14 protein-coding genes and 1 riboswitch are annotated in these 14,048 nt (G+C 71.4%); of the genes, 3 read left to right on the top strand and 11 right to left on the bottom strand.

The window, feature by feature from the left end:
- Positions 1–25 precede the first annotated feature (25 nt).
- Complete coding sequence (locus ACIRPT_RS39060; protein ID WP_403510790.1) at positions 26–997, top strand: SCO0930 family lipoprotein; 972 nt, start codon at positions 26–28, stop codon at positions 995–997.
- On the opposite strand, the gene ACIRPT_RS39065 is transcribed toward ACIRPT_RS39060, so the two are convergent.
- From ACIRPT_RS39065 to ACIRPT_RS39080, 4 genes are all read right to left on the bottom strand, one after another.
- The gene (locus tag ACIRPT_RS39065; protein ID WP_403836379.1) at positions 975–2,492 is read right to left on the bottom strand and encodes a sodium:solute symporter; all 1,518 of its coding nucleotides are present in this window, start codon (positions 2,490–2,492) and stop codon (positions 975–977) included. The genes ACIRPT_RS39060 and ACIRPT_RS39065 overlap by 23 nt on opposite strands.
- Complete coding sequence (locus ACIRPT_RS39070; protein WP_403510784.1) at positions 2,489–2,722, bottom strand: DUF3311 domain-containing protein; 234 nt, start codon at positions 2,720–2,722, stop codon at positions 2,489–2,491. The genes ACIRPT_RS39065 and ACIRPT_RS39070 overlap by 4 nt, the downstream gene beginning before the upstream one ends.
- A 42-nt stretch (positions 2,723–2,764) precedes the next feature.
- On the bottom strand, positions 2,765–3,553 hold the full coding sequence (locus ACIRPT_RS39075; RefSeq protein ID WP_403836381.1) for a class E sortase: 789 nt from the start codon (positions 3,551–3,553) through the stop codon (positions 2,765–2,767).
- 170 nt (positions 3,554–3,723) lie between these two features.
- On the bottom strand, positions 3,724–5,064 hold the full coding sequence (locus ACIRPT_RS39080) for a DUF445 domain-containing protein (RefSeq protein ID WP_403836383.1): 1,341 nt from the start codon (positions 5,062–5,064) through the stop codon (positions 3,724–3,726).
- A gap of 292 nt (positions 5,065–5,356) precedes the next feature.
- Here ACIRPT_RS39080 and ACIRPT_RS39085 point away from each other — a divergent pair, with 292 nt between their 5' ends.
- Positions 5,357–6,667 (top strand): SGNH/GDSL hydrolase family protein, encoded by a 1,311-nt coding sequence (locus tag ACIRPT_RS39085; protein WP_403836385.1) that lies wholly within the window; start codon positions 5,357–5,359, stop codon positions 6,665–6,667.
- A gap of 12 nt (positions 6,668–6,679) precedes the next feature.
- On the opposite strand, the gene ACIRPT_RS39090 is transcribed toward ACIRPT_RS39085, so the two are convergent.
- The 4 genes from ACIRPT_RS39090 to ACIRPT_RS39105 all read right to left on the bottom strand — a co-directional run bounded on the left by ACIRPT_RS39090 (position 6,680) and on the right by ACIRPT_RS39105 (position 10,038).
- Positions 6,680–7,366 (bottom strand): DUF1707 domain-containing protein, encoded by a 687-nt coding sequence (locus ACIRPT_RS39090; protein WP_403836387.1) that lies wholly within the window; start codon positions 7,364–7,366, stop codon positions 6,680–6,682.
- Positions 7,367–7,375: 9 nt separating this feature from the next.
- Complete coding sequence (locus tag ACIRPT_RS39095) at positions 7,376–8,389, bottom strand: ATP-binding cassette domain-containing protein (RefSeq protein WP_403836389.1); 1,014 nt, start codon at positions 8,387–8,389, stop codon at positions 7,376–7,378.
- Between the two features lie 10 nt (positions 8,390–8,399).
- Positions 8,400–9,164, bottom strand: coding sequence for an ABC transporter permease (locus tag ACIRPT_RS39100; protein WP_403836461.1), 765 nt, complete (start codon positions 9,162–9,164; stop codon positions 8,400–8,402).
- A gap of 76 nt (positions 9,165–9,240) precedes the next feature.
- The gene (locus ACIRPT_RS39105; RefSeq protein WP_403836391.1) at positions 9,241–10,038 is read right to left on the bottom strand and encodes an ABC transporter permease; all 798 of its coding nucleotides are present in this window, start codon (positions 10,036–10,038) and stop codon (positions 9,241–9,243) included.
- Between the two features lie 338 nt (positions 10,039–10,376).
- Between ACIRPT_RS39105 and ACIRPT_RS39110 the strand changes: the two genes are divergently transcribed.
- Complete coding sequence (locus tag ACIRPT_RS39110) at positions 10,377–12,644, top strand: transglycosylase domain-containing protein (protein ID WP_403836393.1); 2,268 nt, start codon at positions 10,377–10,379, stop codon at positions 12,642–12,644.
- A gap of 32 nt (positions 12,645–12,676) precedes the next feature.
- On the opposite strand, the gene ACIRPT_RS39115 is transcribed toward ACIRPT_RS39110, so the two are convergent.
- From ACIRPT_RS39115 to ACIRPT_RS39125, 3 genes are all read right to left on the bottom strand, one after another.
- Positions 12,677–12,997 carry a DMT family transporter gene (locus tag ACIRPT_RS39115; RefSeq protein ID WP_403510768.1) on the bottom strand — a complete coding sequence of 107 codons (321 nt, stop codon included), beginning with the start codon at positions 12,995–12,997 and terminating at the stop codon, positions 12,677–12,679.
- Positions 12,998–13,037: 40 nt separating this feature from the next.
- Positions 13,038–13,104, bottom strand: a riboswitch (guanidine-III (ykkC-III) riboswitch).
- A gap of 97 nt (positions 13,105–13,201) precedes the next feature.
- A complete protein-coding gene (locus ACIRPT_RS39120; RefSeq protein WP_362703681.1) occupies positions 13,202–13,504 on the bottom strand; it encodes a co-chaperone GroES in 303 nt (100 codons plus the stop codon).
- Positions 13,505–13,611: 107 nt separating this feature from the next.
- Entirely contained in the window at positions 13,612–13,932 is a 321-nt protein-coding gene (locus tag ACIRPT_RS39125) for a DUF3618 domain-containing protein (RefSeq protein ID WP_403836463.1), read from the bottom strand.
- Between the last annotated feature and the right edge of the window lie 116 nt (positions 13,933–14,048).

The raw sequence follows: 14,048 nt of genomic DNA on the forward strand, positions 1-14,048 counted from the left end.
AGCCACCACCGACAGAGGAGAGACCATGACCATCACCCGACGTCGTGCCGGACTTGCCGCCACCGCACTCGCCACCCTGGCCCTCACCGCCGCCTGCGGCAGCAGCGGCAACCAGAGCTCCGGCACCACCCCCACCACCGACGTCGTCCAGCCCGCGGGCCAGGGCACCAGCGACTACGGCTACGGCTCCTCCGGCGGCCAGGGCGACGACGGCTACGGAGGGCAGGCGGGCGGAGGCGACGGCAAGGCGGCGAAGGAGTGGCCGAGCGCGGGAAAACTCGCGCTGCGCGAGGCCCCCGAACTCGGCCCCGTCGTCACCGACTCCAAGGGCATGACGCTCTACCGCTTCGACAACGACACCGCCAAGCCGCCCAAGTCCAACTGCTCCGGCTCCTGCGCCACCACCTGGCCGCCGGTCCCCGCCGACGGCTCCAGCGCCCCCGCGGGGATCGACAAGAACGCGCTCGGCTCGGTCACCCGCGCCGACGGCACCAAGCAGCTCACCATCGGCGGCTGGCCCGCCTACCGCTACGCCAAGGACACCAAGGCCGGCGACACCAAGGGCCAGGGCGTCGGCGGCACCTGGAACGCACTGGCCGCCGACGGCAAGAAGGCCGGCGCCCAGCAGAGCGGCGATGTCTCGGTGTTCAACCAGCCCGAGCTCGGCAAGATCCTCGTCGACGGCGAGGGCCGTACCCTCTACCGCTTCAACAAGGACAGCGCCTGGCCGATGAAGTTCGGCTGCAACGACGCCTGCCTGGACACCTGGAAGCCCGCCAAGCCCGCCGACCGCTCCAAGCTGAACGGCATCACCCCCAAGCTGATCTCCACCGTCACCCGCCCCGACGGCACCCGCCAGCTGGCCGTCGACTGCTGGCCGGTCTACTGGTTCACCGGCGACAAGCAGCCCGGTGACATCAACGGCCAGGGCAAGATGGGCCTGTGGTTCGCGGTCTCCGACAGCGGCAAGAAGATCACGACGACTCCGGCCGGCTGACCGCTGCCGCCCTGGGGAACTCGTCGTCCAGCGCCAGCACTTCGGCATCCGGCCGCTCGTCCCTCTCCCGCGGCCCCAGCCAGGCGACCGCCAGCGCCACCGCCGCATTCACGGCGAGCCCGATGATCCCCGCATTCATCCCCCACAGCGGGTCGTGCCCGGTGAACACCAGCGCACACACCAGCGTGAAGCCCGCCACCAGGCCGCTCACCGCGGCGTGCACCGTCAGCCGCCGCCACACCAGCCCCAGCAGCAGCATCGGCACGAGCTGCGCCATGCCCTCGTACGAAATCAGGGACAGCCGGACGAGGGTGTTGGGGGCGGTGTAGGTCAGCAGGAGCGCGAGCGTTCCCGCGGCCACCACGACCACCTGGGACGACAGCTTCTGCCGGCCGGCCAGCCGAGGGATCGCGCCCAGTACGCTCCTCCCCCACATCGTGCCGATGACCAGCATGAACACGGCCATCGGCACGATGGAGGAGAGGGCGGCGGCGGCCCCGGTCAGGCCCACGGCCCAGGCCGGGAGGGAGTCCACGACCATCTTGAACAGCGCGAGATTGGAGTCCGCGCCGGCCAGCCCCGGCACCACGAACAGCGCCGCGAGACCGAGCAGCATCGGCACGAACAACAGGACGTTGTAGAAGGGGAGATACATGGCGTTGCGGCGCAGCGCATCGGCGTTGCGGGCGCCGAGATAGCCGGCGACGGTCGTCGGGAAGATCACCACCGTGAGGGAGTTGATGACGGTGGTGGTGGCGAACCAGACCTGGCCGAGGCCGCCGGACGCGTGCCCGGGGAAGGTCAGCCACTGCGGCTTCTCGGCGACGAGGCGGTGCAGGAGGGGGCCGTAGCCGTCGAAGTAGTGCATCGGGACGTAGATCGCGAGGAAGCCCAGGGTCCCGATGACCAGGATGTCTTTCAGTACGGACACCCAGGCGCTGCCGCGCAGTCCGCTGATCACGACGAAGGCGGTGGTGACCGCGAACGCCAGGAAATAGGCCCAGTTGAGGCTGATGGCACCGTAGGAGATGGTGGAGACGACCACGCCCATGCCGGTGATCTGGAGCTGGATGTACGGCAGCAGGCAGACGGTGGCGAGGACGGCTACGGCGGCGCCGAGCCAGGGCCGCCGGTAGCGGTGGGCGACGATGTCGGTGATGCCCACCAGGCCGTGCCGGCGGGCATAGGCCCACAGCATCGGGCCGACGACGTAGCCGATCGCATAGCCGCAGGACATATAGGCCAGGACGTAGAGGACCGGGGCGCCGGAGTTGTAGCCCCAGCCGGCCGCGCCGAGATAGCTGAAGCTGGTGTAGCTCTCGCCGGCCATCAGCACCCAGATGAAGACGGTGCCCAGGCTGCGGCCGCCCACCGACCACTCCGCCAGCCCGCCGCCGCCCTCTCCCGCGCCGCGGCGGCGCACCGCGAGCAGCCCGAGGGCGACGGTCAGGGCCATGAAGCCGCCGAAGACGGCGGTGGAGACGGTGGCGTTCATGACCGGCCCCGCTCACTGTCGCCGCGCCGTGCCAGCCACACCGCGAGCGGGGTGGCGAGCGTCGCCAGCAGCATCCAGGCGAACAGGAATGGCAGCCCGGCCACGGTCGGCGTCACCCGGTTCACCAGCGGCAGCACCACCAGGAACAGCACATAGGGCAGCAGCAGCCACAGCAGCGCGGGGCGCCTTCTCGAACCCGGCGGACGGCCGGCGGGGAACTGGTTTCGCACGTCGGAAGAGCCTAGGTCCTGTCGTCCGGCTCCCGGCCGCGCTCACCGGAACTGTGTCGACCGCAACACCGCCCAGACCACCAGCCGGTAGGTGGAGGTGAATTGCGGCGTACAGGTCGTCAGCGTGAGATACGAACCGGGCTCGGCGAACCCGTACGCGGGGTGGACGCTGCTGCGGGGGACGGCGGCGAGGACGGTGCCGTCGCCGGGAGTGGTCTGCGGGAGGGTGCGGCGGACGGTGTACGTGTAGCGGGCGTCGGCGGTGTCGATGGTGACCCGGTCGCCGGGGCGCAGCCGGTCGAGGCGGCGGAACGGCTCGCCGTGGGTGTTGCGGTGCCCGGCCAGCGCGGCATTGCCGGCGCCGCCGGGCTGCGCGGTGCCCGGGTAGTGGCCCACATAGCCCTTGTTGAGGACGGCGGCCTTGCCGACGCCCTGGGCGATGGGGGCGGTGAGGCCGATGCGGGGGATGCGGAGGATGGCGTAGGCGAGGTCGTTCGGTGGCGGCGCCGGGGTGCCGGTCCGGGTCCCCGTCGGCGGTGCCGCACGTCCGGCGCCGTCGTCGCCGGGCGACGGGTCGGGGGCGGGGACGGGCGACCGCGGCGGTGCCGTCGGCCGCGTCGCCCACTGCCGCTCCAGCCGCGCGACCTGCGCCCCGGCCTCGTCGCGCGCCTGACGGTTGGTCCACCACAGCTGGTGGACGACGAGCAGCAGCAGTACGGCGCCGAGCGTGACGGCCAGCTCCGCGCCGGTCCACAACGCCCGCGCGACAAGGGGACGGCGGGTGCGCCGCCCCTGTACGACCACCGGTATCCGCTTTCGCACGGGCCGCACGGTAGGCCCTGGGCGCGGCGATCACCAGGGTTACGGGAGGGATTCATGGCGCGTCCGGCCGCTCCGGCCTGCGGGATCCCGAGATGCCCGCCCTTGCGGAACCAGCCATGATCACTTCTGTGGAACCGGCCGGCCGCGTGGGCGGGCCCGGGCGTGCAAGGCGAACGGGGTCAGCCGCCGAACGCCTGCGAGACGGCGTAGATGGCCAGGCCCGCCAGCGCACCCACCACCGTGCCGTTGATGCGGATGAACTGGAGGTCACGTCCGATGTGCGCCTCGATCTTCTTCGAGGTGTGCTCGGCGTCCCAGCCGGCGACGGTATCGGTGATCAGGGAGGTGATCTCGCCCTGATACGTCGTCACCACATAGACGGCCGCGCCCTCCAGCCAGCCGTCCACCTTGCCCCGCAGCCGCCCGTCGGTCGCCATCCGCCGACCCAGGGACAGCAGCGAGGCCCGCACCCGCAGCCGCAGCTGACTGCGCTCGTCCTCGGCGGCGGCCACGATCATGGCGCGTACCGACCCCCAGGCGGAGGCGATCAGGTCCTGCACCTCGCCGCGGCCCAGCACCTCGGACTTGAGGCGTTCCACCTTGGCACGGGTCTCCGGGTCGGACTGGAGGTCGGCGGCGAAGTCGGCCAGGAAGCGGTCGACGGCGCCGCGGGCGGGATGTCCGGGCATATCGCGCATCTCGGTGACGAACCGGAGCAGCTCCCTGTAGACGCGGTCGCCCACCTTGCGGTCCACGAAGCGCGGGGTCCAGCCGGGGGCGCCGCCGGAGACCGCCTCCATGACGGAATCGCCGTGCTCCACCAGCCAGTCGTGGGCGCGGGCACATACCAGGTCCACCACCCGGGTGTGGCCGCCCTCCGCGACGATCTTCTCCAGCATGGTGCCGATGCCGGGCGCGATCTCCTGGGCGTCCGCCCGGCGGGTGATGGCCTCGCCGACGACGGCCTGGACGTCCGAGTCGCGCAGTACGGTCAGCGCGCCGCGCAGCGCGGTGGACAGCTCGGCGGTGACCCGGTCGGTGTTCCTGGGTTCGGCGAGCCAGCCGCCCAGCCGCCCGCCGATGCCGACGGAGCGCAGCCGGCGGCGGACGACCTCGGCCGAGAGAAAGTTCTCACCGACGAAATCACCCAGACTCTGACCTAGTTGATCCTTTTTGGTAGGAATGATGGCGGTGTGTGGGATCGGCAGACCCATCGGCCGCTTGAACAGCGCGGTGACCGCGAACCAGTCGGCCAGCGCACCGACCATGCCGGCCTCGGCCGCCGCGGCGACGAAGCCGGTCCAGCCACCCGCCCCGGAGGACTGAGCCCATTTCGCCAGCACGTAAACCAGCGCCACGGCCAGCAGCAGGCCGGTGGCCAGCGCCTTCATCCGCCGTACGCCGCGCCGCTTCTCCTCGTCGGCGGCACTGCCGAAGCCGCCCAGAGGCGCGAGCGGGCCTGCCGGCGCCGTACCCGCCATCGGGTCCGCCTGCACCGTATCCGCCTTTGTGCGTGCCATCCGCTCCACCGTTCCCACCGTGCCCCCGCCCCCATCCGTACACCCGTCTGCCCGGACCGGGTGCCCGGTCCGGATCTCCGGCCTGTATGTCCAACTGTGACCTACTCCCGGAACGAACCACGAGTTCCCTGCGTCCACGTCATGAGGGAGCATCGCCAGGGCGCCGGGCGGCCTCCCGGAGGTCCGTGGGATCATGAGGAAACGATCGGACCGCAACGGTGCCGCTGGTCACTCGCTGCCCTTTGCCCGCCCGGAGCGCCGCGCTCCGCCTTCCTCAGGAGACACCCCCCGCATGAACAAAAGTGTGGGTTACGCCGTGCTCGCCGGTCTGGCGGCAGTGGTGGTGCTGGTCTCGACCGCCATATTCGTCGGCTTCGGCGGCGGGCCCGGCGGCCTGGGCAGCGACCCGCACAAGCCGCGCGACCCGGCGGCCCCGGCGGTCTCCGGGCAGTGGGTCGGCAGCTGGGCGGCGGCCGCCGCGGCCGCGGAGCCCGGCACCCTGGACGGCTACGCGGGGATGTCCATACGCAACGTCGTGCACACCAGCGTCGGCGGCTCCGGCGCCCGCATCCAGCTCTCCAACCTCTACGGCACCCGCCCCCTGGTCGTCAGCCACGCCTCACTGGCGGTGGCCAGCGCCCCCAGCAACCCCACGGCCGCGGCCGGCACCATGCGGCGGCTGACCTTCGGCGGCAGGCCCGCGGTGACCATCCCGGCGGGCGGCGCGGTCACCAGCGACCCCATACGGCTCAAGATCCCCGAGAACGCGGACCTCCTGGTCACCACCTACTCCCCGTCCCCCTCGGGCCCGGCCACCTACCACCCCTACGCCCGCCAGACCTCCTACCTGGCGCGCGGCGACCGGGCCGAGGACGACACCGGCGCCGCCTATACGGAGCAGAGCCCGTACTGGCGCTATCTGACCGGCGTCGACGTGTGGAGCACCGAGGCGCAGGGCACGGTCGTGGCCATCGGCGACTCGATCACCGACGGCATCACCTCAACGGCGGGCGCCAACCACCGGTGGACGGACTTCCTGGCCGAGCGGCTGCGCTACGAGCGCGGCGCGCCCCGCTACGGCGTCATCAACCAGGGCATCAGCGGCAACCGCCTGCTGGTCAACGGCAGCCGCTTCTCGCCCAACAACGGGCCCAGCGTGCTGTCCCGCCTGGACCGCGATGCGCTCTCGCGGACCGGGGTGAAGGCGGTCGTGGTCGAGATAGGCCTCAACGACCTGTTCAAGTCGCCGCGGCAGTGGGACCCGCAGAAGATCGTCGCGGGCATGCGGGCGATCGTGCGCGAGGCGCACGCCCGCGGGCTGCGGGTGACCGGCTCCACCCTGACGCCGTTCGGCGGGCACCGCGGCTACTCCACGCGGATGAACCACGTACGCGAACAGGTCAACCACATCATCCGGTCCGGTTCGGTCTACGACGAGGTCGTGGACTGGGACAGGACGCTGCGCGACCCGGCGGCGCCGGTGCGGCTGCGGCCCGTCTACGACTCCGGTGATCATCTGCACCCCAGCGACGAGGGGTACCGGGCGATGGCCAATGCGCTGAACCTCGACCATCTCAAGCGGTCGACGCCCGCCCAGCTGTGAGGCCGGACCCCGTCAGTCCAGCTCCTTGCGCAGCCCCCGCTCCTCCTTGAGGCGGCGCTTCTCCTCCTTGAGGCGCTGCCGGTCCTCCTTGGGCAGCTTGCGCTCCACGCCGACGCCGCCCATCAGCGCCAGGCCCCTGATGATCACCCGGGGCGCCCCGGGCTCGCCCTGCACCCCGTCCTCGAAGCCGCCCATGATGCCCAGGCCGCGGACATCGACCTCGACGCCCGGCGGCACCACGACATTCACCCCGCCCATGATCGCCCAGACGTTGATGACGACCTCGGGCCCGGCGAAGTTCGCCTCGCGCAGGTCTATCTCGCCGCCGCCCATGCAGCACACGGCCGTGAAACGCCGCCCGATCGTCCAGCGGCCCTTGCGCTGGAAGCCACCCATGATCCCCACGGCCGCGGAGGAACCGTCCGCGCCGCTCACGATCCGCTCGGACCAGACCGCCGCCGTCCCGGCCTCCTTGCGCAGCGACAGCGGCGCGCCGGCGCCCCCTCCCGCCGCGGACGCGGGCAGATCGACGGTGAGCGGCTCCAACTCCCCATACGTACGCGCCCGGTAGGCCGCGTCCAGCCGCTCCTCGAACTCCGGCATGTCGATCCGCCCCTCGGCGAGGGCATCCCGGAGAATCTCGGCGACCCGCTCGCGGTCGCTGTCGGCGGCGCGCAACTCGGGGAGTCTGTCAGTCATTTGAACAGATTACGGCGTGTCGGCGGCCGTGGCTGCGGGATCGGCACGGCCGCCGCCGCCCGCGTACAGCTTCGCGATCACTTCCTCGATGTCCGGCTCCCGCACCGACAGATCCACCAGCGGATAGCGTTCGGCGATGGCCGTGACCAGCGGCGCCGCGCTCCCCGCCGCCGGGAATGCCAGCCACTGCCGCGGCCCGTCCACCTTGACCGTACGGGCCCCGGGCACGCCGTCGATCGGCGGCAGCTCCCGCTCCAGATCCACCACCAGCATCCGCTCGCCGTCCCCGGCCGCCCGCAGCCCCGCCAGCCCGCCGTCGTAGACCAGGTGCCCGTGGTCGATGACCATCACGCGGCGGCACAGCTGCTCGATGTCGGTCAGGTCATGGGTGGTCAGCAGCACGGTGGTGCCCCGCTCGGCGTTCACCTCGCGCAGGAACTGGCGGACCTTGGCCTTGCTGATGACGTCGAGGCCGATGGTCGGCTCGTCCAGATAGAGCACCTCGGGGTCGTGCAGCAGCGCCGCCGCGATGTCGCCGCGCATCCGCTGGCCGAGCGACAGCTGCCGTACGGGGACGTCCAGCAGGGGGCCCAGGCCCAGCAGTTCGACGCAGCGGGCGAAGTTGGCGCGGTAGACGGACTCCGGGACCCGGTACATGCGGCGGACCAGCTCGTAGGAGTCCTTCAGCGGCAGGTCCCACCACAGGGTGGTGCGCTGGCCGAAGACCACGCCGATCCGGCGGGCCAGCCGGGTCCGCTCGCGGGCGGGGTCGATACCGGCGACCCGCAGCCGGCCGCCGCTGGGGGTCAGAATGCCCGTCAGCATCTTGATCGTGGTGGACTTCCCGGCGCCGTTCGGCCCGATGTAGCCCACCATTTCGCCGCGCGGCACCCGGAAGGTGATGCCGTCCACGGCCCGCACCTCGTGCCGTACCCTCCGCAGCCGGCCCGCCCTGCGCCGTACCGAGAAGACCTTCTCGACGCCGTCCACCTCGATGAGCGGCTCCGTAGCCCCGTCCGCCATACGCCCCTCCTCAGCTCCCCGTACTCCGGTATGCGCGCAGCCCGCAGCGCCACGCCAGCCCCGCGCCCGCGGCCATCAGCGCCGCCACCGCGGGCCCCAGGAAATCGACCCAGCCCGGCAGCCCCAGGGGGTCGGGGCGGCCCATCAGGCGCAGCGCGGGCAGCCAGTTCACAAAGGCCAGCGGGATGATGAAGGTGACCCCGCGCACCAGGTCCTTGGCGAAGACCGTGGGCGGGTACTGGAGCATGGCGTTGCCGCCGTAGGTGAAGGAGTTCTGCACCTCGGCCGCGTCCTGCGCCCAGAACTGGAAGGCCGCGCCGGTCGTGAACACCGCCGCGAAGATGACCGCGCCGCACACCGCCGTCACCGGCACCAGCAGCACCCGGCCCGCCGTCCAGTCCACCTCCAGCCGGGTCAGCGACCAGCCCAGCACCAGCGCCGCCTGCCCGATCCGGCCCAGCCGGCGCAGCGCGAAGCGGTCCGCGGCGACCTGCGCGAAGACCGGCACGGGCCGCAGCAGCAGGATGTCCATGGTGCCGTCGCGCACCCGCGCCCCGAGCCGGTCCATGCTGCCGAGCGCCAGGTCCGCAAGTCCCAGCGAGAAGCTGGAGGTGCCGTAGAGAAAGGCGACTTCGGGCAGCGAGAAGCCGCCCAGGACGTCGGTCTGGGAGAACATCAGCATGATGACGACGAAGTCCAGGCCGCTGGCGGCGAAGTTGCCGACGGCCATCAGCGCGAACGACGTCCGGTAGGCGAGGGTGGAGCGGATCCACATCCCGACGATCAAGGCGTACGCGCGCAGGCCGTACGCCCAGGTCACCGCCCGGCCCGTCCGCTCCCCGACGGCCCCGCTAGCCACCCTGCACCACCACCTTGCGCGTGGCGGCCCGCTGCACCAGCCGCCCCAGCGCCAGCAGCGCCACCGCCCACGCCGCCTGGAACACCAGCCCCTGCAGCAGCGATCCGCCGGTCCGCGCGCCGATCAGTACATCCACCGGCACCTGGAGGATCGCCGCCCACGGCAGCAGCTGCGCCACCTCGGCGAAGGCTCCGGGAAAGGCCCGCAGCGGCAGCGCCATCCCCGAGAAGAACAGGCACGCCAGACCGCTGATCATGGCCAGGCCCGCGCCGTCGAGCAGCCAGAAGGACGCCAGGGAGACGAGATAGCGCAGCCCGAAGCTGACCAGCAGCCCGAGCAGCACCGAGAGCGCGAACGTCAGCCAGGTCAGCGCCTCGTGGGGCAGCGCCAGCGGAAAGAAGACGGCACCCACCGCCATCGGCACCATCCCGCGCCCGATCAGCTGGAACCCGGCCCGCCCCATGTCCGCGGCCAGCCACCACAGCTGGAGGTCGGCGGGGCGGTAGAGGTCGACCGCGATGTCGCCGCTGCGGATCCGCTCCTGGAGCTCGTCCAGGCCGCCGCCCGTCATCAGCGCCGACGACGCCAGCAGCGCCTGCGCGGTCCACACGAACGTCAGCGCCTGCGCCTGGTCGTAGCCGCCCAGATGAGGGCGCTCGGCCCACAGGGCGAGGTAGGTGTAGGCGATGATGAAGCCGAACACGGTGTTGGTGAAGACGCCCGCCACCGTCGCGACCCGATAGGTGGCGTACCGGCGGAAGCCGCCGGCCGCCACGGCCGTGTACCACACCTCCGCGCCCCCCACTGGTGTCGTCCCGCGTGCACCCGCCCGCCGCGCCTCTTGTCATCGAGCGGCAAAGCATCGGAGCCTAGTTGGGCAGATGCGGGGCGCACCAACGCTTTATCACCGGTTCGGGTGAGTCAGGGGCGCCATCCGGCCGGTCAGGGAGCGGTCAACGGTGCGCGCCACCCCACGCGACCGGGACACATGATGCGACAGTGCTCCAACAGGGCTTTCACTTCCTTATCGGGCGAGCGCACCTATTTGGGCATCGCGCACGATTCCCCGACGTCATATCGATCCGCCGCGGCACAACCTTCGGCGGCCGCCGAGGAGTCCATAAAGACATGAGCGACGATCCGGAGGACAGGACGCCCGCCCGGGACTCCACCTCACGCCCCCGGCGCACCGGCTGGCGCCGCGCCATCCCCACCTGGCGGATGGCGCTGGCCGCCGTGGTGCTGTTCCTGCTGGTGATCGTGGGTGGCCTCGCCGCCGGATACCTCCTCGTGGACATCCCCCCGGCCAACAGCGCCGCCAAGGCCCAGAGCAACGTCTATCTCTACTCCGACGGCTCGTTCCTGGCCCGCGACGGCGACGTCAACCGCGAGAACGTCAGGCTCGGCCAGATCCCCAGATCCACCCAGCAGGCCGTGCTGGCCGCCGAGGACCGCGACTTCTACTCCGAGTCCGCCGTCGACCCCGCCGCCATGGTCCGCGCCGCCTGGAACACCGTCACCGGCAAGGGCAAGCAGTCCGGCTCGACCATCACCCAGCAGTACGTCAAGAACTACTACCTCGGCCAGGAACAGACCCTCACCCGCAAGGCCAAGGAATTCTTCATCGCCATCAAGCTCGACCGCGAGGAGACCAAGGACGAGATCCTGGAGGGCTACCTCAACTCCAGCTACTACGGCCGCAACGCCTACGGCATCCAGGCCGCCGCCCAGGCCTACTACGGCAAGAACTCCGAACAGCTCACCACCGCCGAGGGCGCCTACCTCGCCACCCTCCTCAACGCCCCCAGCGCCTACGACATCACCGCCCACCCCGAAAACAAGCGGCGGGCCCTGTCACGCTGGAACTACGTCCTGGACGGCATGGTCAAGAAGAAGTGGCTGAGCCACGCCGAACGCGACGCCATGAAATTCCCCGAACCCGGACCCGTCAAGGCCTCCGCCGGGCTCTCCGGCCAGCGCGGCTACATCGTCGAAGCGGTCAAGGACTACCTGACCGGCAACAAGATCCTCGACGAGGACACCCTGCGGGCCGGCGGCTACCGCATCACCACCACCCTCTCCAAGACCCGCCAGAACGCCTTCGTCGACGCCGTCGACAACCGCCTGATGGACCAGCTCGACCACTCCCGCAAGGTCGACACCTACGTCCGGGCCGGCGGCGCCTCCATCGACCCCGCCACCGGCCGGGTCGTCGCCATGTACGGCGGCATCGACTACGCCAAGCAGTACGTCAACAGCGCCACCCGCCGCGACTACCAGGTCGGCTCCACCTTCAAGCCGATCGTCTTCGCCTCCGCCGTACAGAACCGCTCCACCACCCAGGACGGCGAACCCATCACCCCCGACACCGTCTACGACGGCACCAACAAACGCATGACCCTCAGCGACGGCTCCCCCACCGGCTTCGCCCCGGCCAACGAGGACGACCGCTCCTACGGCCCGATCACCGTCACCGAAGCCACCGACAAGTCCGTCAACGCCGTCTACGCCCAGATGGGCATCGACGTCGGCCCCGCCAAGGTCAGGAAGACCGCCGTCGCCCTGGGCATCCCCGCCGGCACCCCCAGCCTCGCCACGTCCCAGGGCGCCATCTCACTGGGCACCGCCACCCCCAGCGTCCTGGAAATGACCCAGGTCTACGCGAGCTTCGCCCACCACGGCACCCAGCGCCCGTACACCCTCGTCGACGAGGTCTCCAAGAGCGGCGAGGACCTCCCGCTGCCCGCCCGCCCCGAGCGCCTCGCCCTCGACCGCGGTGCCGCCGACACCACCACCTCCATCCTGCAGAGCGTCGTCGACGGCGGCACCGGCACCGCCGCCCAGGGCGCCGGGCGCCCGGCGGCCGGCAAGACCGGCACCGCGGAGAAGGACAAGGCCGCCTGGTTCGCCGGCTACACCCCCGAACTCGCCACCGTGGTCGCGGTGTTGGGCCAGAACCCACAAAGCGCCGCCCAGGAGCCGCTCTACGGCGCGGGCGGCCTGCCCCGTATCAACGGCGGCGGCTTCCCCGCCGAGATCTGGGCCGACTACACCGCCGCCGCCCTCGACGGGCAGCCCATCACCGACTTCGACCTCCAGCTGGAAGAGGGCGCCGAAAGCCTGCCCCCCGAACCGACGACCACGGCCCCCGAACCGCCCGGCGAATCCGCCCCGCCCACCAGCACCGAACCGACCGCGCCCGGCACCTCCGGCCCCCCGACGACCGGCGCCCCCACCGCACCGACCGTCGAACCGCCCAGCCCCACCTTCCCGACCGAACCGCCCACCACCGAGCCCACGGACGACTTCCCGACCGTGGGCCCGGAGGGAGAGGAAGGCGCGGAGGCGTATACGGGGCGCCGGGCACTGTGGGAGGGCCTCGCAGCCGGGCCATGACCAAGCGGGCCACGGCCCCGCCCCCGGCCCGCTCAGTGACCCGACGTCGCCTTGAGCCCCACCACCGCCACCAGCAGCAGACAGATGAAGAAGATCCGGGCCGCGGTCATCGGCTCCCCGAGCACCACCATCCCCACCACCGCCGCGCCGGCCGCACCGATACCGACCCAGACGCCGTAGGCCGTGCCGATCGGCAGCGTCCGGGCCGCGTACGAGAGCAGCAACATGCTGACGACGATGCCCCCGCCGGTGAACACGCTCGGCCACAGCCGGGTGAAACCCTCGGTGAACTTCATCCCGACCGACCAGCCGACCTCCAGCAGACCGGCGACGACAAGCAGGACCCATGCCATGACGGCACCTCCGTGAACACGCTGCAACAGCTTCAACAGGGGTGCGTCGTCTTGTCGTGACCCGGTACGGCGCGTCTCGTCGGGTGTTTACGAGGCTAGCAAGCGGCAGACAGAACGGGCGGTGACCTCGGTCACCGCCCGCCAGGACCAACAGGGGAAAAGCCGCGGGCACCCGCCCGCCGACCACACGTACAGGCCCGTCGGCTACAGGTACAGACCCGTCGAATCGTCCGCGCCCTCCAGCCGCTCCGCGGCCACCGCATGCAGATCGCGCTCGCGCATCAGCACATACGCCACACCGCGCACCTCGACCTCGGCACGGTCCTCCGGGTCGTACAGCACCCGGTCCCCCACCTCGACGGTCCGCACGTTCTGCCCGACCGCGACCACCTCGGCCCAGGCCAGGCGGCGGCCGACCGCCGCGGTCGCCGGAATGACGATGCCCCCGGTCGAGCGCCGCTCGCCCTCGGGGATGTCCGTCCGGACCAGCACACGGTCGTGCAGCATCCGGATCGGCAGCTTGTCGTGGGTTTCCTTGGTGTTATTCGGGCTCACGGCATGACCGTACCTGCCCGACGCCGGGCACCACGCACCGACGGCCGGCCACGATCGCGCTACGAACGGCGCCGCTTGGCGCTCAGCGCCAGCAGACCCACCACCGCCACACCGATCAGGGCCACCGGAACGATCCGCTCCAGCCGCGGCACCCCGTCCTCCGACACCAGCTGCATCCGCACATCCGACACCGCACGCTGCGCGGCCACATACGCCCGCCCCGCCGTACGGTCCACCGCCGCCGCGGTCGCCGCCTTCGCATCGCCCATGATCGTCTTCGGGTGCAGCCGCACACCGATCTCGTCGAGCGTCACGGCGAGCTCCTGCCGCCTGCGAACGATGTCCGCCTCGATCTGCGCCGGGGTCCTGGCCTCCGCCACCGCGCTGCCTCCGTCGTCTCGCGCCATCCGTGATGAACAGTCTGTCAGCTCACACCCGTACACGCCCCACAGCACCCCCGTTTCGCGCAGCCGAGACGCCCCCGCACCCATCGCCC

Origin of the sequence: Streptomyces sp. NPDC101227, from assembly GCF_044767545.1 — a bacterium.
Taxonomy (GTDB): Bacteria; Actinomycetota; Actinomycetes; order Streptomycetales; family Streptomycetaceae; genus Streptomyces.

Excerpts from the sequence above, each read along its gene's own strand:
- ACIRPT_RS39060 (WP_403510790.1), top strand. The coding sequence starts at position 26 with ATGACCATCACCCGACGTCGTGCCGGACTTGCCGCCACCGCACTCGCC.
- ACIRPT_RS39065 (WP_403836379.1), bottom strand. The coding sequence starts at position 2,492 with ATGAACGCCACCGTCTCCACCGCCGTCTTCGGCGGCTTCATGGCCCTG.
- ACIRPT_RS39080 (WP_403836383.1), bottom strand. The coding sequence starts at position 5,064 with ATGGCACGCACAAAGGCGGATACGGTGCAGGCGGACCCGATGGCGGGT.
- ACIRPT_RS39085 (WP_403836385.1), top strand. The coding sequence starts at position 5,357 with ATGAACAAAAGTGTGGGTTACGCCGTGCTCGCCGGTCTGGCGGCAGTG.
- ACIRPT_RS39090 (WP_403836387.1), bottom strand. The coding sequence starts at position 7,366 with ATGACTGACAGACTCCCCGAGTTGCGCGCCGCCGACAGCGACCGCGAG.
- ACIRPT_RS39095 (WP_403836389.1), bottom strand. The coding sequence starts at position 8,389 with ATGGCGGACGGGGCTACGGAGCCGCTCATCGAGGTGGACGGCGTCGAG.
- ACIRPT_RS39100 (WP_403836461.1), bottom strand. The coding sequence starts at position 9,164 with ATGTGGATCCGCTCCACCCTCGCCTACCGGACGTCGTTCGCGCTGATG.
- ACIRPT_RS39110 (WP_403836393.1), top strand. The coding sequence starts at position 10,377 with ATGAGCGACGATCCGGAGGACAGGACGCCCGCCCGGGACTCCACCTCA.
- ACIRPT_RS39115 (WP_403510768.1), bottom strand. The coding sequence starts at position 12,997 with ATGGCATGGGTCCTGCTTGTCGTCGCCGGTCTGCTGGAGGTCGGCTGG.
- ACIRPT_RS39120 (WP_362703681.1), bottom strand. The coding sequence starts at position 13,504 with ATGCTGCACGACCGTGTGCTGGTCCGGACGGACATCCCCGAGGGCGAG.